General features: G+C 73.1%; 21 protein-coding genes. 9 read left to right on the top strand and 12 right to left on the bottom strand.

The genetic code is table 11. The annotated features are described in order from the left end of the window. Positions 1-31: 31 nt before the first annotated feature. The 6 genes from ACZ4MU_RS31725 to ACZ4MU_RS31700 all read right to left on the bottom strand — a co-directional run bounded on the left by ACZ4MU_RS31725 (position 32) and on the right by ACZ4MU_RS31700 (position 6259). Positions 32-1672, bottom strand: a complete 1641-nt coding sequence (locus ACZ4MU_RS31725) for a pyruvate, phosphate dikinase (protein ID WP_467882994.1) — start codon at positions 1670-1672, stop codon at positions 32-34. A gap of 77 nt (positions 1673-1749) precedes the next feature. Further along, entirely contained in the window at positions 1750-2382 is a 633-nt protein-coding gene (locus ACZ4MU_RS31720; protein ID WP_467882993.1) for a transcriptional regulator, read from the bottom strand. Positions 2383-2822: 440 nt separating this feature from the next. Then, positions 2823-3392, bottom strand: coding sequence for a transcriptional regulator (locus ACZ4MU_RS31715; RefSeq protein ID WP_467882992.1), 570 nt, complete (start codon positions 3390-3392; stop codon positions 2823-2825). 1 nt (position 3393) lies between these two features. Next, a complete protein-coding gene (locus ACZ4MU_RS31710; RefSeq protein WP_467882991.1) occupies positions 3394-5136 on the bottom strand; it encodes a helix-turn-helix domain-containing protein in 1743 nt (580 codons plus the stop codon). Then, complete coding sequence (locus ACZ4MU_RS31705; protein ID WP_467882990.1) at positions 5133-5438, bottom strand: helix-turn-helix domain-containing protein; 306 nt, start codon at positions 5436-5438, stop codon at positions 5133-5135. The genes ACZ4MU_RS31710 and ACZ4MU_RS31705 overlap by 4 nt, the downstream gene beginning before the upstream one ends. Positions 5439-5494: 56 nt before the next feature. Continuing rightward, the gene (locus ACZ4MU_RS31700) at positions 5495-6259 is read right to left on the bottom strand and encodes an SDR family oxidoreductase (RefSeq protein ID WP_467882989.1); all 765 of its coding nucleotides are present in this window, start codon (positions 6257-6259) and stop codon (positions 5495-5497) included. A gap of 231 nt (positions 6260-6490) precedes the next feature. On the opposite strand from ACZ4MU_RS31700, the gene ACZ4MU_RS31695 reads away from it, so the two are divergent. The 6 genes from ACZ4MU_RS31695 to ACZ4MU_RS31670 all read left to right on the top strand — a co-directional run bounded on the left by ACZ4MU_RS31695 (position 6491) and on the right by ACZ4MU_RS31670 (position 11182). Continuing rightward, positions 6491-7393: a sigma factor gene (locus ACZ4MU_RS31695; RefSeq protein ID WP_467883031.1), complete on the top strand. Its 903-nt coding sequence runs from the start codon at positions 6491-6493 to the stop codon at positions 7391-7393. A gap of 179 nt (positions 7394-7572) precedes the next feature. Then, a complete protein-coding gene (locus tag ACZ4MU_RS31690) occupies positions 7573-8265 on the top strand; it encodes an HAD-IA family hydrolase (protein ID WP_467882988.1) in 693 nt (230 codons plus the stop codon). A 122-nt stretch (positions 8266-8387) separates the two neighbouring features. After that, positions 8388-8588, top strand: a complete 201-nt coding sequence (locus ACZ4MU_RS31685) for a hypothetical protein (RefSeq protein ID WP_467882987.1) — start codon at positions 8388-8390, stop codon at positions 8586-8588. Positions 8589-8697: 109 nt separating this feature from the next. Continuing rightward, the gene (locus ACZ4MU_RS31680) at positions 8698-9996 is read left to right on the top strand and encodes a cytochrome P450 (protein WP_467882986.1); all 1299 of its coding nucleotides are present in this window, start codon (positions 8698-8700) and stop codon (positions 9994-9996) included. Positions 9997-10193: 197 nt separating this feature from the next. Beyond that, on the top strand, positions 10194-10781 hold the full coding sequence (locus tag ACZ4MU_RS31675) for a hypothetical protein (RefSeq protein WP_467882985.1): 588 nt from the start codon (positions 10194-10196) through the stop codon (positions 10779-10781). Positions 10782-10891: 110 nt separating this feature from the next. After that, positions 10892-11182 (top strand): chaplin, encoded by a 291-nt coding sequence (locus ACZ4MU_RS31670; protein ID WP_467882984.1) that lies wholly within the window; start codon positions 10892-10894, stop codon positions 11180-11182. Between the two features lie 106 nt (positions 11183-11288). On the opposite strand, the gene ACZ4MU_RS31665 is transcribed toward ACZ4MU_RS31670, so the two are convergent. Both ACZ4MU_RS31665 and ACZ4MU_RS31660 read right to left on the bottom strand, forming a co-directional pair. After that, complete coding sequence (locus tag ACZ4MU_RS31665) at positions 11289-12167, bottom strand: tyrosinase family protein (protein WP_467882983.1); 879 nt, start codon at positions 12165-12167, stop codon at positions 11289-11291. Between the two features lie 34 nt (positions 12168-12201). Beyond that, the gene (locus ACZ4MU_RS31660) at positions 12202-12813 is read right to left on the bottom strand and encodes a tyrosinase family oxidase copper chaperone (RefSeq protein WP_467882982.1); all 612 of its coding nucleotides are present in this window, start codon (positions 12811-12813) and stop codon (positions 12202-12204) included. 502 nt (positions 12814-13315) lie between these two features. Here ACZ4MU_RS31660 and ACZ4MU_RS31655 point away from each other — a divergent pair. Next, entirely contained in the window at positions 13316-13612 is a 297-nt protein-coding gene (locus ACZ4MU_RS31655; protein WP_467882981.1) for a hypothetical protein, read from the top strand. Positions 13613-13706: 94 nt separating this feature from the next. On the opposite strand, the gene ACZ4MU_RS31650 is transcribed toward ACZ4MU_RS31655, so the two are convergent. From ACZ4MU_RS31650 to ACZ4MU_RS31635, 4 genes are all read right to left on the bottom strand, one after another. Then, a complete protein-coding gene (locus ACZ4MU_RS31650) occupies positions 13707-14207 on the bottom strand; it encodes a DUF5949 family protein (RefSeq protein WP_467882980.1) in 501 nt (166 codons plus the stop codon). A 280-nt stretch (positions 14208-14487) separates the two neighbouring features. Next, the gene (locus tag ACZ4MU_RS31645; RefSeq protein WP_467882979.1) at positions 14488-14796 is read right to left on the bottom strand and encodes a hypothetical protein; all 309 of its coding nucleotides are present in this window, start codon (positions 14794-14796) and stop codon (positions 14488-14490) included. A gap of 299 nt (positions 14797-15095) precedes the next feature. Then, the gene (locus ACZ4MU_RS31640) at positions 15096-15335 is read right to left on the bottom strand and encodes a chaplin (RefSeq protein ID WP_467882978.1); all 240 of its coding nucleotides are present in this window, start codon (positions 15333-15335) and stop codon (positions 15096-15098) included. Between the two features lie 102 nt (positions 15336-15437). Beyond that, complete coding sequence (locus ACZ4MU_RS31635) at positions 15438-15677, bottom strand: chaplin (RefSeq protein ID WP_467882977.1); 240 nt, start codon at positions 15675-15677, stop codon at positions 15438-15440. 286 nt (positions 15678-15963) lie between these two features. Between ACZ4MU_RS31635 and ACZ4MU_RS31630 the strand changes: the two genes are divergently transcribed. Both ACZ4MU_RS31630 and ACZ4MU_RS31625 read left to right on the top strand, forming a co-directional pair. Continuing rightward, positions 15964-17178: a glycosyltransferase family 4 protein gene (locus ACZ4MU_RS31630; protein WP_467882976.1), complete on the top strand. Its 1215-nt coding sequence runs from the start codon at positions 15964-15966 to the stop codon at positions 17176-17178. Then, the gene (locus tag ACZ4MU_RS31625) at positions 17175-18650 is read left to right on the top strand and encodes a sugar transferase (RefSeq protein WP_467882975.1); all 1476 of its coding nucleotides are present in this window, start codon (positions 17175-17177) and stop codon (positions 18648-18650) included. The genes ACZ4MU_RS31630 and ACZ4MU_RS31625 overlap by 4 nt, the downstream gene beginning before the upstream one ends.

Genomic DNA, 18650 nt, shown 5'->3' with positions numbered 1-18650 from the left:
GGCGATTTCCTGGGCCGGCGGAGGTTGGTGATCACTTCTGGGGGCCGGCGCCACGCAGGACGGCCTGCGCCGAGGACAGGCGTTCCCTCTCGTCACGGTCGCCGCCGACGCCGCTCGTGACGTCGTCCGCCCAGCCGAGCAGCTGATGGAGGTGAGGGTCGGTCGCGGCCGCGACGATGCGCGGCTCACCCACGACGACCTCGCCGCCCGTTCCGTCGACCGCGATGAGCGTGCCCTCGGGCAGGGTGCGCCCACCCGCCCGGACGCAGCCGTCGGCGGCGTCGACCGTGAGGCCCGTGGCCCCCACGACGGCGGGCTTTCCCATCGCCCGCGCCACCACCGCCGCGTGGCTGGTCGGCCCGCCGCGTGCGGTGACGACCCCGGTCGCGGCCGCCAGGCCGTGCATGTCGAGCGGGGAGGTCTCCGGACGCAGCAGGACGACCGGTCCGCCCGCCGCCAGTCGCGCCGCGCTGTCGGCGGTGGTCGCCACCCGGCCGACGGCGACTCCCGGAGAGGCTCCGAGCCCTCGGGTGAAGACGTCCCGGGGGTCGATCGCCGTGATGCGCGGCGTCCGCACCTGGGCGAGGTGCTGCGGTGAGACGCGCAACAGCGCCTCGTCGCGCCCGATCGTTCCCGCCTCGGCGAGGTCGACCGCGACCCGTACCGCGGCACGCCCGACGAATCGCCCGGGACGCACCTGGAGGATCCACAACTCGCCCGCCTCGAAGGTGAACTCGACATAGCACGCGTCGCGGTAGTGCTCCTCCAGCCGGTCCAGGGCGGCCAGCAGGCGAGTCCATACGACGGGTTCCCGGTCCGCCAGCTCGCTCAGCGGCCCGGTCAGCGAGGTGCCGGAGACGACGTCCTCGCCCTGGCGGCCGAACAGGACCTCGCCGAACGGGACCTGCTCACCTGTGTTGGGATCGCGGCTGAAGGCGACACCCGTACCGCTGTGCTCATCGCGGTTGCCGAACACCATCGCCTGGACGGTCACGGCCGTGCCGAGGTCGCCGGGGATGTCGTGCAGGGCGCGGTAGGTCTTGGCGCGCGGGGTGTCCCACGACGAGAACACCGCCTCGACGGCGAGCTCCAGCTGCCGGGCCGCGTCCTCGGGAACGGGCTCGCCGCTGTGTTCGCGGATGAGCCCCTCGACCTCGCGGATCGCCGTCTTGAGGGCACTGGGGTCGCCGTCGTGCCCGGCGATCGCCCGGTCCACCCCCGCCAGGCTCTCCTGGCCCACGCCGACGACCTGGGAGGCGAAGCTGGTCAGGAACCGCAGCCGCGAGTCCAGCGCAAAACGCGGGGCGCCCATCTCCTCGGCCAGCGCGGCCGTCGCCCCGGAGGTGAGCCCGAGGTTGAGGACGGTGCTCATCATGCCGGGCATCGACACCCTGCCGCCGGAGCGGACCGACACCGCCAGCGGACGCTCCGGGCCGCCGAGCTCGCGGTGTGTGACGGCTTCCAACTCAGCAACGGCGGATGCGAGTTCGGTGGCGAGGCCGTGGGGAAGCCGCCCGGTACGGAGGTAGGCACGGCATGCCTGCGTACCGATGACGAACCCCGGCGGAACGGGCAGCCCCAGACGTCGGAGCACGATGAGCCCGTGCGCCTTGCCGCCGAGGACATCCACTGTCTCCTCGACCTCTGCCGAGAGCGGGTGAATCCAGGTCATCGCGTTGTCATCTCTGCGTCGCCTCTGCTGCTTGGCTGTTCGGGAGAGGGGGGTGCCACGCGTGGCGGCCGGTGGGTTCAGTGGCGTGGGATGCCGAGCGTGGCCAGCAGGTCCTCGTGCAGCTGGAACCACACGGTGTGGTACGAGGCGGTGCTGTCCGTCACGTACTCCAGCGCGCCGGACCTCGCGCGGGCGAGCGCGTCGGCGAGCCGGACCGGATAGCGCGTGAACCGGAGCAGGGCCGCGGACAGCTCCGCGCACAGGGGCTCGGCACGCCGGTGGAACTCCGTGAACCGGTCGAGGACACGGGCGTCGTAGGAGGAGTCGCTGTGGTCGTTCATCGTCATGGTGCCGTCGACGGTGCGGGTCTGCCATGCCGTGCAGAGGTCGAGGAGTTCGGGATTGAGGACGAGGAACCGGTCGAAGGCCGCGGTCAGAGCGGGTCGCACACCGGCCGTCGCCACCTCGTCGGCGATCCGCTCGGCGTCCGCGGCGCGGCCTGCGTCCGTGAGACCCCAGCCGCCGAAGTCGCCCGCGGTGCGCGTGACGAGTCCGGCGACGGCGAGGTCGATCAGTTCCGACTCGACGTCGGACTCGGGGAGTCCTGTCGCCCCGGCCACTGCGGACAGGCCCGAGAAGCCGATGCAGCGCAGAGCGTGGAGCACCAGCAGGTCGGTGCTGGTGGCGTGGGACGAAACGGGCTGGGTCATGGTGCGGCCCCATCGGGTGTGGTGTGGGAAAGGTCTGCGGTGGTGAGGTTGGCGGCCGTGGGTGGCCGCGGCATGCGCGGCACCCGGTCCTTGGGCTCGGATGACGATCGTGCAGCACCCGCACGCTCATTGTGCTGGAGAGCATCCGAAGGGGGGTCCGTCACCGATCAGATACGGACAGCCCGTGAACGCCCGGCCCGCCCAGTGCTCCTGAATCAGGCCGCATGCGTCGCCGTCAGGGTCACCTGGGAACGGCTCGGGTCTTGCCGGCGTTGCCATGGGCCCGATCGAGCCGGCGCGGCAGATGGGCGGCGGCGCCCATCCGGCTCCGGCGAGGACCTCGTCGGCGTCGATGTCCCGTTACCGGTCGATGCCTCGCCGGGGCAGGTCCACGAGCACCCCCGGGGCCGGGCCGGCCCCGGGCATCACCCCGTGACTCCCTACGCCGCGAACCCCACATTCGTCACATATTCATACTGCCCCCACTGCGACCCCAGATCCTCGATGACATCCGTCCACGCCCCCTCCAGCGCCTCCGCGTCCGCCTCCGCCCAGGCCGCCACGATGCGGTCCCAGCGGCGGACGTTCATCGTGCGGTACTCCACCATCCGCTGGCGCGGGCGCGGCACGTGGGACTGGTTGAGGGGGTGGAGCTCCACGCGTGTGCCGCCCGCCGCGTTGAGGCGGCGCAGCAGGTGGCGGGCCACGTTGTGGCGGCGGACCGTCCAGTACGCGCGGTCGATGCGCTCCAGGTTCGCGGCGGTGGGGGTGCGCCCGCCCGCCAGCCAGGCTCTGACCGTACGGTCGGTGACGGTCAGGCCCGCCTCCCGCGCCGCCGCCCACGCGTGCGGGGTACGCGTCAGGTAGTGCAGCCGCGCCATCAGTCCGCGCTTGGCCGTCACCGGTGTCGCGATGCCGCCCGCGAGGGAGTCCAGGACCCGGGACACCGCCTCGCTGCCCTTGACGCCGCGCGCCCCGTACTTCCCGAACTCCTGACTGTGCTCCGGCACTTCAGCCCTCCTCGCCCTCAGCGGCCGCACCCGCGCTGTACGTGTCCTTGACCTTGACCTCGGTCACGCCCCGGCCCTCCGCGAACACCGCGCGCCAGTCGCCGATCACATGGAGCTCGTCGGTGCCCATCGCCCGTACCACCGTCAGCCCCTCGTCGTGCGCCTTGTACGCCTTCATCCAGAGGTTGGCGAACGCCTGCGAGCGGATGATGTGCATCCAGTCCGGACGGTACAGCTCCCTGTTGTAGTTGGACTCGCCCATCGTGGAGACGAACTTGGAGTACATCGCCTTCACGTACTCCAGTGTCACCTCGTCCCCGTCCGCGAGCGCCGCGTCCCGCGCGTCCTTCAGCGCGATCCGGAACTTCTCCAGCAGGTTCTCCGTCGCCCCCGACGTGAACGACTCGTGGATCTCGGGCGGTTCGCACAGCCCGTACCTCGGTCCGGAGAGGCGTTGCAGCAGCCGCAGGGTCGGCTCGGTCACCCACAGCGGGCCGGGCTCGTCGCGGTTGCCGATCGGGTTGGGCAGGACGTCCTCGTGCTCCCACACCGGCGGCGTGATCAGATGCACGCCCGCCCGGCGCCGGTCGTGCGCGAAGCCCGTGGAGTGCTCCAGCTGCCCCAGCGGCAGATGGGTCTTGAGCGCGGAGAGGTACGCGCCGTTGATGTCCAGCGCCGTCACCTCGTGCTCGCCCGGCGGCAGCGCGTGCCGCGTCCACTTGGGGCGCGCCTCCCAGATCCGGTCGGCGCCCTTGGCCGTCTGCTTGCGCAGCACGTCCGGGATCCACGGGTGGGCGACGATGTCGTAACGGGCGCCCTTGCGCGTCTCGTCCAGCAGCCGCATCGCGTCCGGGATCGCCCGCTTCACCAGCGCGGCCGTCGCCGCGTCCACATCACCCCCGTGCTCGGCGAGCGCCGCCCGCACGGCCTGGACGACCAGGTCCGAGGGCTCGGGCCGGGCCGCCTGGAAGGCCCGGCGGGTGGGAGTCCTGGGGGGCGCGGCGGCCTCCCGGGGCCGGTTCGCCCGGGACGCGGGGGGCGGGGTCGCGGTGGCGGCGGCGGTCGCGTTCTCCGTACGCGTACGGGCAGGGACAGGGGCAGGAGTACGTGTACGAGAGGGAGGGCGCGGGGCCGCCGGGTCCGCGGGGACCCGCTCAGCCACGGGAGCCTGCGCGTCCGGAACCGCCGGAGCCTCCGGAACCGCCGAAGCCCCCACGCCGCCGGATCCCGCCTCCCCGCACTCCCCCGGATCCAGGTGCTGCGCGAACCCCGCCACCCGCTGCCGGGCCGGACGCCCGCACAGCACGCACGGCTCGGGCACGGCAAGCTGCTCGACTTCCTCGATGTCCTCGAAGCCCTCGGCGTCCTCGATGCCCCCAGCCCCCCCAAGACCCCCGGCGCCGCCCCGGCCCCCGCAGGCGTCCCCGCCCCCGCCCTCCCCCGCGGGCACGTCCTCCGGTTCCTGCCCGGACTGCTCCTGCCCGGACTCTTCCCGCCCGTACTCCTCCAGCCGCTCCCTCAGCCCGTCCAGCAGGTACGCGTACCGCGTGCGCAGCTCGCCCGACGGGTCGCGGCCGGTCTCCCAGCCCGTGACCGTCGAAGGGCTGACCCCGAGCGCGCGGGCGACCTGCGCCTTCGAAAGGCGCGCGGCCTCGCGCAGCCGCAGGCGCTCCTCGGGCGCCACGAGCGGGGTCTCGGGGCCGACCGAGGCGAGCAGCGAGTCGATCGCGTCGAAGTCGCTCACCGTCCCGCCACCCCGTCCCCCACGTTCCGCACACTCCTGCCGCCACCGCCGCGCCGCGCCCCCGCCGGAAGCGCCTCGCACGCGCGGGTCGGACCGGCCAGCAGGTCCAGGGGGCCGATCCCATAGTGCGCGGCCAGCACATCGCAGTCGCGCAGGCTCCACGCGGTGGTGCCCGCCTGACGGCGCGACACCTGGGTCTGCGTCAGACCGAGCACGTCGGCCAGGTCACGCTGCGACTGGCCCGTCGCCTGCATCAGCGCCGCGACCGTCAGCCGCAGCGACTCCTCCAACCCCAGTCCCATACGCCCCACTCTACCAACCAGCGATGCGTTTTCCGCATGGGACGCAGGGATAGCAACTAGCCCAGTCGTTCGGCGAGGAAGTCCTCCCAGGTGCGCTCTCCCAGCACGGCGGTGCCGTCCTGGGAGAGGTTCTCGCCCGCCCGGTAGGCACGCCCGGCCTTGCCCGGCATGGGCACCGGGACCAGCAGCCGACGCGTGTCGCGGGCCTGGAGGTACGTACGGATCAGGTCGCCCAACTCGTACACCTTCGGCCCCGCCAGGTCCGGCGCCTGCCCGGCCGGGTTCCCCAGGGCCAAGCGCACCAACCGGTCCGCCACCTCGCGCGCGTCGACCGGCTGGAAGCGCAGACCCGCCGGAACGGGGACGACCGGCAGCCGGGCCATCTTGCGGCACATCAGCAGGATCAGGTCGTGGAACTGGGCCGCGCGCAGGACCGTCCACGGGATGCCGGAGGTCCGTACCGCCTGTTCGGCGTCCCTCTTCGTCCCGAACCAGCCCAGCGGGACGCGGTCCGCGCCGATGACGGAGATGTGGACCAGGTGACTGACCCCGGCCCGGGAGGCGGCGCCGGCCAGATTGCGGGTGGCCTCGTCGTCGCCCTTGGGGCCACCGGCCAGGTGCAGCACGATGTCGGCGCCCTCGACGGCGAGGTCGATGCCCTCGGGCCGCAGCAGGTCGACGGCGACGTACTCGACACCACCGGCATCCGCGCGGTCGTGGCGGCTGAGGACGCGCACCCGGTGCCCCTCCTCCAGCAGGCGCGGCACGACATGGCCGCCGAGCGTGCCCGTGCCACCGGTGACCAGGATCGTTGACGCCATCGCTGCCGCTCCTCGCTTTGTCGGACTCCCCCGGGTAGAGGAGCAGGTCCGCGGTGATCTACTTCTCTGACACACCGCGCACGGGCGAGGGGGACCGGAGGAATGCGGCCGATGGACGAGCACCAGACGCACAGCGACAGGCAGAACACCCCGGAGGGGGAGACGCAGACGCGGACGGAGACCCCGGGGCGGATACACACGCAGACGCGGACGTCACAGCCGCCGTCGCAGATGCAGACGCTGACCGAGCGCTTCGAGCAGGACCGTTCCCATCTGCGTGCGGTCGCCTACCGCATGCTCGGCTCCCTCAGCGAGGCCGAGGACGCCCTCCAGGACGCCTGGCTGCGCGCCGGCCGGGCCGACCTCGGCGAGGTCGAGAACCTCGGCGGCTGGCTGACCACGGTCGTGGCGCGGGTGTGCCTGAACATGCTCCGCACCCGCCGCACCCGGGGCGAGGACCCCCTGGAGGCGGGTGGACCCGACGCGGACTTCGGCACCGGCCCGGCCACCGGCTCCCCCGGCGAGACCGGCCACCCCGACCCCGAACGGGAAGCGGTGATGGCGGACTCGGTCGGGCACGCGCTGCTCGTCGTCCTCGACACGCTCTCCCCGGCGGAACGCCTCGCCTTCGTCCTGCACGACATGTTCGCCGTACCGTTCGACGAGATCGGCCCGATGATCGAGCGGACCCCGGCCGCGGCCCGCCAGCTCGCCAGTCGCGCCCGCCGCCGCGCCAGGGGCGCCACGGCCGCGCCCGGTCCGGACCTCTCGCGCGGACGCCGGCTCGCCGAGGCCTTCCTCGCCGCCACCCGCGACGGCGACTTCGAGGCCCTGGTCACCCTGCTCCACCCCGATGTGGTCCTGCGCGCCGACAAGGCGGTCGTGCCCAGCGCCGAGCCCATCTTCCTGGGCGGCGCCGTCACGGTCGCCCGGGCGGCGATGGCGGCGGTGGGCCGCGCCCGGTTCACCGGGGTGGCCCTGATCGGCGGGACGGTCGGCCTCGCCATGGCCCCGTTCGGCCGCCTGCGCGTGGTGCTGCGCTTCACGGTCGTGGACGAGATGATCAGCGAGATCGACGTCGTGGCGGAGCCGGACCGCCTGCGCGAACTGGAGATCGCGGTGGCGGACGCCTGAGCGCGAGGGGGCGGGAGGCCGGTACGGCAGAGCCCGTACGGCACCGAGCCCACACCCCTCGGCGGGGCGGCGGCGGGGGCCGTACGGCACGCGCCCGTACGGCCCCCGCCCCCGCACCACCTCGGTGGGGCGGTCCCGGCGCCGAGCCCGCCCCACCGCCCCGGCTACGCTCACCGGTCATGCACCTCTCGGCCGACGCCCTCCTCTTCGACAGCGACGAGACCCTCGTCTCCAGCATGCGTTCGGTCGTACGGGCCTGGACCGGCTGGGCCGCCTCGTACGGCATGACCCTCCAGGACGTCGCCCGCGTCGAGGTGCACGGCCGCCCGGCCGCCGCGATCGTGGCCGAGCTGCTGCCGCCGGAGCAGGTCGCCGAGGCCGTGGCCCGGCTGGAGGACGCGGAGGTCGCCGACGCGCTGGCGGGGGGCGTGGAACCGGTCCCCGGAGCGCCCGAACTCCTCGCCCGGCTCCCCCCGGACCGCTGGGCCGTGGTGACGTCCGGCACCCGCCGGGTGGCCGAGGCCCGCCTCAGCGGGGTCGGCATCCGCCCCCGCCACCTGGTCACCGTCGACGACATCACCCACCACAAACCCCACCCCGAGCCGTTCCTGCTGGCGGCCGAGCGCCTGGGCGTCGACCCGGCGCGCTGCGTGGTCGTCGAGGACGCCCCCGCCGGTCTGGCCTCGGGCCGGGCGGCCGGCATGACGACGATCGCCCTGACCAGGACCCACCCGGCCCACGAACTCGACGCGGACATCACCGTCGACGAACTCACCTCCGTATCCGTACGGGTGACGGCCACCGGCCTGGAGATCACCGTCGACCGAGCCGTACGCGCCGTACGAACCGCCACGGACCGCACGGGCGCGTAGAAAAGCGGGAATTGCGCGGCCGGGCCGGGGCGTGCCTTCTTCCCGCCCATCGCGTTGATAAGGGCATGAATGTATGTCGAGTTCTCAGTACTGCGGTCGCGGGGACGGCGTTGGTGGCCGCAATGGCGCCTTCCGCTCAGGCTCTTGACATCGGCCGGACCATCAGCAGCGCCGCGCGTACGGCCACCGCCGCCGGGCAGCAGGTGAAGCCCGTGGCCCAAGGAGTCGTCGGGCGCAATCTGGACAAGCGGGTGAACGCCGCCAAGAAGGCGGTCAAGGCCGGTAGCGAAGCCGTCGAAGCCGGGCGCGAACTAACGAGTTGACCGGACCTGGGCAGTGTGTGACGAGACGCGCCCCTGCCTTCCTCCGCCCCCGGGAATTCCTCCCGAGGGCGGACTTTCCTTTTGTGCGACTTTCATGGCGGGTGGGACATTGTCCGTTGGTAGGGACGGCGCGGACCGTAAGGACGGGGTCGGGTGCGATCTCGCGGACCCCGCGTTCTGGGCACTCCCCCGCGAGCGCCGCCTGGAAGCCTTCGCGCGGTTGAGACGGCTGGAGCGGCCCGCCTATTTCGTCGAGCGGTCCCCCGGCCGCCGACGGCCCGAGCGCGGTTTCTACGCCCTGGTGCGCCACGCGGACGTCGTCGCGGCCAGTCGGCGGGCCGACGTGTTCGCCAGCGCCCCCGGGGCCACCGCGCCCGAGCCGCCCCGCTGGGTGCGCGCGGTGTTCGGGGACTCGATGGTCAACCTGGACGGGCCGCGCCACGCCCAGTTGCGGCGGGTCGTCTCGCGCGCCTTCACCCCCCGCGTCCTGGCCGACGCCGAGCACGGGATCCGCGAGCTCGCCGCCCGTATCGTCGACGACCTGGTGGCGACGGGGGCCGGGGAGTTCGTCTCGGCCGCCGCCTCGCGCATGGCCTTCGAGGTCATCTGCGACATGCTCGGTGTGCCCGAGCCGGGCCGCGTCGAGATCGCCCGCCAGGTCGACCGCGCCTCCGAGAACGCCGGTGTCGCCCGTACGCTGCGGGCCCGTGTCCGGGTGCCCGGGCGGGGGCTGCGGGCGCTGGCCCGGATGCAGCTGACCGTCGCCGCCCTCGGCCGCGAGCGGCGCAGACGGCCCACCGGGGACCTCATCTCCGCGCTGGTCGCCGCCGACGTCGACGGACAGGGCCTGAGCACCCGTCAGCTCGGCTCGTTCTTCTCGCTGCTCATGGTCGCGGGCGTGGAGACCACCCGCAACGCCATCGCCCACGCGCTCGCCCTGCTCACCGACCACCCCGAGCAGCGCGCCCTGCTCACCGGCGACTTCGAGCGCTACGCGGACGGGGCCGTGGAGGAGATCGTCCGCTTCTCCACCCCCATCATCCAGTTCCGCCGCCATGTGACACGCCCGCACGTCCTGGGCGGGCGGGCGTTCGTCCCCGGTGACCGCGTGATGCTGCTGTACGCCTCCGCCAACCGCGACGAGGCCGTGTTCGACCGCCCCGACGCCTTCGACATCACCCGCAAGCCCAATCCGCACCTCGGATACGGGGGCGGCGGCCCCCACTACTGCCTCGGCGCCCATCTGGCCCGCGTCGAGATCAAGGCCCTGCTGCGCGAGCTGCTGAGCCGCCCGCTCGCCCTGCGCGCCGTGGGGATGCCGGAGCTGGGGCACTCCAGTTTCGACAACCGCGTACGGGCGCAGCGCTGTGCCTTCACGCCCGAGGAGAGCCGGGCGACGCCCCGGTGACCCCGCGCACCCCGTGACCCCCGCGAACCCTGCGAACCCTGCGAACCCGAACAGATCATCCGATGTGCGCTAGACGGGTTGCCGCGCGCCGATCCGGTACGGACACGCGCACGGATACGGCCCTTCCGGTGATGCCCGGAGTATTCCTATGACCATCTGGTCTTCTCCCCGCATTCCTGTCGAAGGGTTGGTCCGGCATGCACAACATCTCTGGTTCCGTCGCCCGGGCCGCCGTGGTGGCGGGCCTGGTCACGACGCTGGGTACGGCCTACAGCGCGGCCGCCGCCACGGGCGGCCCCGCCGGGGAGCGCGCCTCGGCACAGCAGGGCACGGCGGCCCCGTCGGCCGGGCGGCAGGACGCCCGTACGGGTGGCGCCGCCCACCCCGCTTCGGACCAGCGCGAGGACCACGACGACGGCGGTTACGGCCACCAGGGCCGCGACGACCACGATGACCACGGGGCCCGCGACGACCACGACGGATACGGCCGCCCCGATCACGCCCACGACCACGGCCCCGGCCACACCACACCCCCCGGCCACCACACCCCCACGGGTGACGACAAACCGCCGCAGCACGGCGGGCCCCCGCAGCACGGGACGCAGCAGAACACGCCTCCTCAGCACGGCACACCGCAGCACCACGGCACGCCCCCGCAGCTGGCGCACACCGGCAGTGACAGGCTCCCGCTCTTCCTCGGCGCGGCCAGCGGCACCCTGCTGATCACCGGTGGAGCCGTGGTGGCGCTGGGCCGGCGCGTGGCCCGGCATCAGCAGACGCAGTAAACCTCCGTTACTTCTGCACGCCGGGCGCGTTTAGCCATGACAACTGCGGCTTCGCGGTGGCCGATGGCCCTCGGGAGCCCTGAAGCGTTGGAACAAACAAGGAGAACTTGATGTCTCGTATCGCGAAGACCGTCGCCGTCCTCGCCGGAACGGGTGCGGTGGCGCTGAGCGGTGCCGGCATGGCCACGGCCGACGCGGGGGCGCACGGCGAAGCGTCGAACTCCCCGGGTGTGCTGTCCGGCAACCTGCTGCAGGTCCCGGTCCACGTGCCGGTCAACCTCTGCGGAAACACCATCAACGTGATCGGCCTGCTGAACCCGGTGTTCGGCAACCACTGCGTGAACGAGAGCGGCCACCACGGCGACCACCACGGGCGCCACGGCGGCAGCTACGGGCACTGAGCCGGGCCGTCCTCGACGGCTGGGTCCATGAACGGACGGCCCCCGGGTTCTCCCCGGGGGCCGTCCGTGTGTGCGCGACGCGGCCGGCACGGCCGCCGCCCGGCCCTCAGTCCGCGTACTTGTAGATCTTGCTGTGGTCCAGGAGCGCCGCCGGGGTGGTGTGCCACGGGGGCATCCGCTCGTTGAGGGCGGCGACGCGTCCGCGCTGCGGGTCGTCGCGGCCGGGCGGCTTGGCGGGGCGGTAGCCCGACTTGGGGTGGCGGGCCTGCCAGCGGGACCAGATGAGGTCGACGAAGGCGTGGTGGAGCCAGAACACCGGGTCGTTGACGGCCCCGCCGCCGATCATGGTGCCGCCGATCCAGCGGTGGACGCGGTTGTGGGTGCGCATGGTGTCGGTGCGCGAGCCGTCCGTCCAGCCCTCCATCTTGTTGCGGAAACCGGTGGGGCTCAGCGAGTTCCACGGAGCGACGTCGTAGACGGAGTCGGCGAGCGCCCGGTTGAGGTCCTCGCGCGGCGGCAGGTCCATCCGGCCGCCGCGCCCGTGGGCGTTGGCGAGGTCGCGGGTGAGGAAGGGGTCCTCGGTCACCGCGGTCTCGATCGTCCAGTTGCCGTGCCGGTAGGCGAAGGGCCCGGTGGTCACCTGGAGGTCCTCGCCGCGCCCGGTGCCGCCCATGAAGTCCTCGGCCCACAGCGACGACGAGGGCGAGTTGTCGCGCGTCCAGTCCCAGTACGGGACCGTCACCTTCGGGTTGACCTTGCGCAGCTCGCGCTCGAAGTCCAGCAGGAAGCGGCGGTGCCAGGGCAGGAAGGACGGCGCCATGTGGGCGACGCGCAGTCCCTCGTCCCCGTCGCCGACGAAGTACTCGATGTGGGTGCGCACGAACCGGTCGTACCGGCCCCGGCGCTTGAGCTCCAGGACGGCGTTGACGAAGGCCCGCTTCTCGGCCTTCGTGAGGTTCTTCTGGTTCTTGCGGATGTACACCATGCGGGTTGTCTCACCTGGCCTGTCGGGTGCGGGGTCACTTGCCGTGGAGCGGGGTCTCGGCCAGGCGGGCGGGCCCCAGGGCGTCGACGGCCGCACGGACGGCCTCCAGCGGAGTGGCGTACGAGGTGTAGTGGTCCATCGCGCTGATGTACGTGCCGTCCGCGCGGCGCATCAGATGCAGCTGGCGGCCGTCGATGAGCGCCTCGAACCCCGCCCCGGCCGCGTTGGTGCCGCCGGGGCCCGGGTGCGGGAGCACCGCGAGGGTGCCGGGCGGGCGCTCGGGCAGTCGGCCCGTCGCCGCGGCGGACGCCTGCGCGTGCACGTCGGCGAGGACGGTGCGGCCCTGGATGCGCCGGCCCCGGTAGTTCTCGTCGAACGCGGCGGGCAGACCGTTGTCCCTGGCCCCCTTGGCGTCGGACCCCTTGTCGTCGGCGCCGGTCCAGGCGCCGGCCTGGTCGGCCGGGTCGGTTCCGGTGCGGGGGGCCGCGTCGATCCGGGCGAGGGTGCCGCCCGTGAAGCCGACGACCGTCAGGGTGAACAGCCCGCGCAGCACACCGCGGCGGGTGGAGGCGGAGGGGGTCCAGCGGGGGCGGCCGGGCCGGAACAGTCCGGGGCGGCGCCCCGGTACCGGGTCTTCGGTGATCACACGGTCTCCGTTCTGCCCGGGATCCGACCAGATGCGTACGGGCCGGGGCTGATCGTTCACAAGGGGGCATTCGGGACAACGAGACCGGCCGGAAACCGTTCCGGTCGAGTTTGATCAATTGGAGTCGGATCCGGCGACCGGCCGTGACGTCCGGGGCGGACGGTCGTTGGTGCGGGTAGGGCAGAGGAGAATGAACGCCTGCTGGGGTCCCGGAGGTCACCACACTTCCGGGGCCTTGGTTTTTGTCCGGCCCCCTCAGGCGGCGGGCGGGCACTCCCCCGGGCGGTGCGGGGCCTCGACGAGTGGCGGAAGGGACCCCTTCTGACGGCCCGGCACCTGACATCCCGGCATCTGACGACTCCGTATCTGACGGGCCGGAGGCTGACGGCCCGACACCCGCGCCACTCACATGCAGTAGCCGCCCGCTCGCTCAGCGCGACAAGTGCGCATGATCGGATTAGCGTCCTAGGTGTCCGTGTTCACCACCTCAGGAGCACCGAAAATGACGTTTCGTCACATAGCTGTAGTCGCCGCCCTGTCCGCCGTGGCGATCCTCCCGGTCGCCGGCGCCGCCCAGGCAGCGCCCCAGACGGCCCGTACCCCGGCATCGGCGGCACTCTCGTGCGGGTACGGCGACCACTGCAACAACAAGGACAACCGGGAACACGGCCGCTACGACAACGGTGGCAGCTACGGCCACGAGGGCCGCTACGACCGTGAGGGCCGTGACAGCCACGACGGCGGCTACGGCCACCGTCACCACATGGGGCTCCTCGGTGTGCTGGGGTATCTGCTCTAGTCCCCGGCCGGTCGGCACATGAGAACGGCGTGTGCCGCGGACCTTCCGTCCGCGGCACACGCCGTTTCCGTACGCCCTCCGGGGGGGCGTACGGCTACGTGCGCAGGCGGCTGACCGGCAGGACGCAGTGGCCGGCGCCGGTGAGCGTCCGCTCGTCGCCGACGAAGGCCCGCATCATGTCCTCGGTGAGCGGCGTGCCCGGAACCGCCTCGGGCCAGGCGCGGGTGGTGAAGACGAAGTGCGCGGCGCCCTCGGCCTGCGCGGCCCGCATCCACTCGGGGGGCGTGGCGCACTGGACGTGGAACTGAGGCAGCGTCAGGGTCACCTGGCCGCCCTCCAGCAGGAGGGTCAGCGGCAGCCGCGCCCCCTGGGCGGCGTCGTGGACGGTCCCGGCCGGCATGCCGATCTCCTCGAGCAGCTCCCGCACCGCCGACTCGGCGCCTTCGGCGCCGCCCTCGCCGTCACCGAGCGGATACACCATCAGGAAGGCCACGTCGCGGTCCTCCTCGAAATGCGGGCCGCTCCATGCGAGCAGGGAGAGCGTGCCCAACTGGGCGGTCCGGGAGGGGCTTACGGCACTGGAAGCTGTGGTCATGCCGGGACTCTAGCGACATCGGGGAGACACCAGGAGCAAAAGCCACTCGTTAGGGCGAACCGGATCCCACTCCGGCCCGGCCGCCCTCGTCCGGACCCGCCACCCGCACATCGCAGCCGCCCGAACCCCGGGGGCGCCCCGTACCCGGGAATTACGCAATCCCCAACACCTGTCCGCAGCCACTCGCATTTCTGCGCATTTCACGCATGCTCATGCGCAATACAGCGAAATGCCGCCTACCGCTTCCGGAAGGGAAATGCCGCGCTATTCCGTCGCTTCATCAGTGGCCGAGGGGAAGGCCGCCGAGAAGGCCCGCCGGGACGACGCCATTGGTCTTGTTCGCGCTGCCGGTGGCCTGGGAGGCCGTGTGGAACAGGGAGTCCTTGCTGTTCGGGTCCAACGCGTTGGTCTCGACGGGCGACGGCAGCTGCGGCTTGGTCAGCATCTGGCCCGCCAGAGACTCCACACCGCCGTTGAGGCTGGTGGGGACAGGGCTGCCACCCATGCCGCCCGCCGCGAACGCCGGGGCCGCGGCCCCCACCACCGCCAGGGAACCCGCCACGACCGCGGCGACCTTCATCGGCTTCATCGTCATTTCCTTCCGGTGGCGACATTTCGTCGCGGTTCACTGATTTCCGTGTGCGCATATGCACCAGGGGAAGGGGCACGCGCTTCTCCCTGGCTAACGACCTCCCGGCCCGAGAGAAACCCGGCAAGCCGGAAATTGTCACCGGACCACTCGTACGAAGGGGAACGCGCCGCTGCTCGTACGATTCTCCTATCAGCATCCGGCCGGGAGCCGGGCCGCAACACAAGACCGCCCTTCCCCCGTGGGGAGAAGGGCGGTCCGCGCACGGCAACGGCCGTGCGATGCGACGTGAGGAAACGTCAGTCGTTCTTGCACTCGTTGCCGAACGCCGGGTTCAGCAGGCCGATGATGTCGACGCTGTTGCCGCAGAAGTTGATCGGGACGTGCACCGGCACCTGGAGCAGGTTGCCGGACAGGACGCCCGGGGAGTTGTGCGCCGCGCCTCCCGCGTGGGCGTCGGCGGCGGCGACACCGGCACCGCCGGCGACGGCCGCTGCGGCAGCGGCGGAGAGGGCGAGAGCCTTGGCGGTACGCGACATGAAGAAGCGCTCCTCTTGATGGGGGCTGTGACCGGGCGTTGTCGCCCAGCCTGTCTATCAACGCAGGTCAAAGGCCCCAGGTTGTGGCCCGACCGGGTGAACTCAGTCGTTCTCGCACTCGTTGCCGAAGGCGGGGTCGAGCAGACCGATCACATTGATGGTGTTCCCGCAGAAGTTGACCGGCACGTGCACCGGCACCTGGATCAGGTTGCCGGACAGGACGCCGGGGGAGTTGTGCGCCTGGCCCGAGGCGTGGCTGTCGGCGGACGAGACGCCGGCGCCGAGCACCACGACGGCCGCGCTCGTGCCCGCCATCGCCACGGACGTGACAATGCGCTTCATCACTTTTTCCTTTCAGGGCGAAGATGAGGCACTTCCCCCAACGAGACCGCTGGCGACCGGATACGGATGATCACCCGATGGGACACTCCGAAACACATTCATGACGACCCCCGGCCGCGAATAGGGCTACAGTTGCTTCCCACCCATTGCCCACGCGAAACAGCAGTGCGCCGGAGGCTCGGCCATCCGGCTCAGCAATGCGGAATTGAATGACCGACCCGGGGGAACGACACCCGTTCGGCGGGCCGCTTATACGAATACCTTCCCATGGGCGGAGTGACCTCGCGTGCAGCCGCAATTCCCCGACACCGGACCGGAAAACCGGCCCGGGCCGCGCCCTGAGAACCCCCCGCGTCCCCCGCACGTCCTGCACCTGGTACAGCCCGTCGACGGCGGGGTGGCCCGGGTCGTCGCCGATCTGGTGCGCCATCAGCTGCGGTGCGGGATGCGGGTGTCGGTGGCCTGCCCGGGCGCGGGGCGCCTGGGCGCGGAGGCGGCCCGGCTCGGCGCCGGCGCTTATGCCTGGGAGGCGACCCGCTCCCCCGGCCCCGGCCTGCTCGGCGAGACCGTACGGGCCGCGCGTCTGATCCGGCGCCTGGGGCCCGACGTCGTGCACGCGCACAGCGCCAAGGCCGGGGTGGCGGCGCGGCTCGCGGTGCGCGGCCGGGTGCCGACCGTCTTCCAGCCGCACGCCTGGTCCTTCGAGGCCGTCACCGGCCCCGTCGCGTACGCCTCGCGCGCCTGGGAGCGGGCGGCGGTGCGCTGGACCGCGCGGCTGGTCTGCGTCAGCGAGGGCGAGCGGCGCACCGGCGAGCGGGCCGGGGTGCGCGGGCCCTCGGTGGTCGTCCCCAACGGCGTCGACCTCACCCGCCACCGCCCGCCCGCGCCCGGCGAGGACGTACGCGCCCCGCTGGCCGTCCTCGGGGAGGTGGACGCGCACGCGCCGCTGGTGGTGTGCGTGGGGCGGCTGTGCCGGCAAAAGGGCCAGGACGTGCTCCTGGACGCCTGGCGGGAGCTGTCGGGCGAACTGCCCGCCGCCCGCCTGGTCCTGGTGGGCGACGGACCCGAGGAGGCGGCCCTGCGCGCGGCGGCGCCCGCGTCCGTCCTGTTCGCCGGGGCGGTCGAGGACCCCACCGCCTGGTACCGGGCCGCCGACGTCGTCGTCCTGCCCTCGCGCTGGGAGGGCATGGCCCTGGCGCCCCTGGAGGCGATGGCCTGCCAGAAACCCGTCGTCGTTACTGATGTGGGCGGCTCGTCCCAGAGCCTGCCGCCCGGGCACGCCCCGCTCTGCCTCGTCCCGCCGGACAGCCCGCGGGCGCTGGCCCGGGCCGTCGGCGCTCTGCTCCGCGACGCGCCGCTGCGCGACACCCTGGGCCACCAGGGCCACCAGCACGTGACCACCACCCACGATGTGCGCCAGACGGCGGAAGCGATCGCGGACCTCTACCGCGAACTGACCGGCGCCCGGCGCTCCGAGTGCAGGGAACCCACCTTCAAGTGACTGCGGACAACACCGTTCCCTCCCCCGGAGGGGGCGTTCCTTCCCCGGCGGGTCCGCGCCGGGGCGGCGCGGCCGCGGCGGGGGCCGCCTCGATGGTGGCGGAGCCCGCCCGGGCGTCCGCCCCGCCGCCGCTGCCCGTGCGGCGCGCGCCCCGGCCGCGCACGGAAGCCGCCCTGATGGCCGTGGACGGCTGCGCGGTGCTGCTCGCTGCGGCGGCGGGCGGCGCACAACCGGCGCACCCGGCCACCGCCGCGCTGGTCCTGGGCGTCCTGGTCCTGAACGGGCACGCCGGGCTGTACCGGCCGGGCGCCCTCGCCGCCGCGCGCGGCGCCCTGGAGGAGGTGCCCGCGCTGGCGTTCCGGGCGGCCGTCGCGTGGTGCGTGCTGGCGGCCGTGCTTCCCGGGCCCGCGCTCGCGCTGCCGGTGCTGGCCGCCTCCTGCGCCGTACAGACGGCGGCGAGCACGGCCGGGCGCTGCGCGGCGTACGCGCTGCGCCGCCGGCGCGCCGCCCGCGCTCCGCGCCCGGCCCTGGTGGTGGGCCCGGCGAGCGCGCTGCGGCTGACCGCGGCGCTCGGGCGCCGCCCGGGCGGCGGGATCCGCCCGGTCGGGGTGGTGGTGCCGGAGTTCCAGCCGGTGCCCGAGCCGGTCGGGGTGCCGGTGCTGCGCACCATCGAGGAGGTGCAGCGCGCGGTCATCCAGAACGGCGTCCGCGACGTGCTGTTCACCGACGCCGACGCCGCCGATCCCTCCCTGCTGCTGCGCCAGCTGGAGAGCTGGGGCTGCGCCCTGTGGTACGTCGACACCCGCGCCCCGGGCCTGGCCGCACCCGCGGTGCGGGGCGAGGAGCTCGCCGGGTTCCCGGTGCGCCGGGTGCAGGCGGCCGGGGTGCGCCGCCCGGGGTTCGCCGTCAAGCGGGTCCTGGACCTGTGCGTGGCGGTGCCCGCCCTGCTGCTGGCGTCACCGGTGCTGGTGGTGTGCGCGCTGCTGCTGCGCGCCGGGGACGGGCCCGGCGTGGTCTTCCGCCAGGAGCGCGTGGGCCGCGACGGGCGCCCCTTCACCCTGTGCAAGTTCCGTACGCTGCGCCCCGCCGACGCCCACGAGGCCGCCACCCGCTGGAGCGTCGCCGACGACGAACGCATCGGCCGCACCGGCCGCCTGATGCGGCTGACCTCGCTGGACGAGCTCCTGAACCTGTGGAACGTGGTGCGCGGTGACATGAGCCTGGTGGGCCCGCGCCCCGAACGGCCCTACTTCGTCGCCCAGTTCGGCCAGAGCCACCCCGGCTACTGGGCCCGCCACCGCATGCCCGCGGGCATCACGGGCCTGGCGCAGGTGGAGGGCCTGCGCGGTGACACCTCCATCGAGGACCGGGCCCGGTACGACAACTACTACATCGACCACTGGTCGCCCTGGCAGGACGTGTGCGTGCTGCTGCGCACGGTGGCGTCCCTGGCGCGCCCGACAGGGAGCTGA

This window comes from Streptomyces sp. NPDC026377 (assembly GCF_055567715.1).
The sequence above is the reverse complement of the archived record's forward strand: the minus strand, read 5'-3'. Positions and strand labels throughout refer to the sequence as shown.

Excerpts from the sequence above, each read along its gene's own strand:
- ACZ4MU_RS31725 (WP_467882994.1), bottom strand. The coding sequence starts at position 1,672 with ATGACCTGGATTCACCCGCTCTCGGCAGAGGTCGAGGAGACAGTGGAT.
- ACZ4MU_RS31720 (WP_467882993.1), bottom strand. The coding sequence starts at position 2,382 with ATGACCCAGCCCGTTTCGTCCCACGCCACCAGCACCGACCTGCTGGTG.
- ACZ4MU_RS31705 (WP_467882990.1), bottom strand. The coding sequence starts at position 5,438 with ATGGGACTGGGGTTGGAGGAGTCGCTGCGGCTGACGGTCGCGGCGCTG.
- ACZ4MU_RS31700 (WP_467882989.1), bottom strand. The coding sequence starts at position 6,259 with ATGGCGTCAACGATCCTGGTCACCGGTGGCACGGGCACGCTCGGCGGC.
- ACZ4MU_RS31695 (WP_467883031.1), top strand. The coding sequence starts at position 6,491 with ATGCAGACGCTGACCGAGCGCTTCGAGCAGGACCGTTCCCATCTGCGT.
- ACZ4MU_RS31690 (WP_467882988.1), top strand. The coding sequence starts at position 7,573 with ATGCACCTCTCGGCCGACGCCCTCCTCTTCGACAGCGACGAGACCCTC.
- ACZ4MU_RS31685 (WP_467882987.1), top strand. The coding sequence starts at position 8,388 with ATGGCGCCTTCCGCTCAGGCTCTTGACATCGGCCGGACCATCAGCAGC.
- ACZ4MU_RS31675 (WP_467882985.1), top strand. The coding sequence starts at position 10,194 with ATGCACAACATCTCTGGTTCCGTCGCCCGGGCCGCCGTGGTGGCGGGC.
- ACZ4MU_RS31670 (WP_467882984.1), top strand. The coding sequence starts at position 10,892 with ATGTCTCGTATCGCGAAGACCGTCGCCGTCCTCGCCGGAACGGGTGCG.
- ACZ4MU_RS31665 (WP_467882983.1), bottom strand. The coding sequence starts at position 12,167 with ATGGTGTACATCCGCAAGAACCAGAAGAACCTCACGAAGGCCGAGAAG.
- ACZ4MU_RS31655 (WP_467882981.1), top strand. The coding sequence starts at position 13,316 with ATGACGTTTCGTCACATAGCTGTAGTCGCCGCCCTGTCCGCCGTGGCG.
- ACZ4MU_RS31650 (WP_467882980.1), bottom strand. The coding sequence starts at position 14,207 with ATGACCACAGCTTCCAGTGCCGTAAGCCCCTCCCGGACCGCCCAGTTG.
- ACZ4MU_RS31645 (WP_467882979.1), bottom strand. The coding sequence starts at position 14,796 with ATGAAGCCGATGAAGGTCGCCGCGGTCGTGGCGGGTTCCCTGGCGGTG.
- ACZ4MU_RS31640 (WP_467882978.1), bottom strand. The coding sequence starts at position 15,335 with ATGTCGCGTACCGCCAAGGCTCTCGCCCTCTCCGCCGCTGCCGCAGCG.
- ACZ4MU_RS31635 (WP_467882977.1), bottom strand. The coding sequence starts at position 15,677 with ATGAAGCGCATTGTCACGTCCGTGGCGATGGCGGGCACGAGCGCGGCC.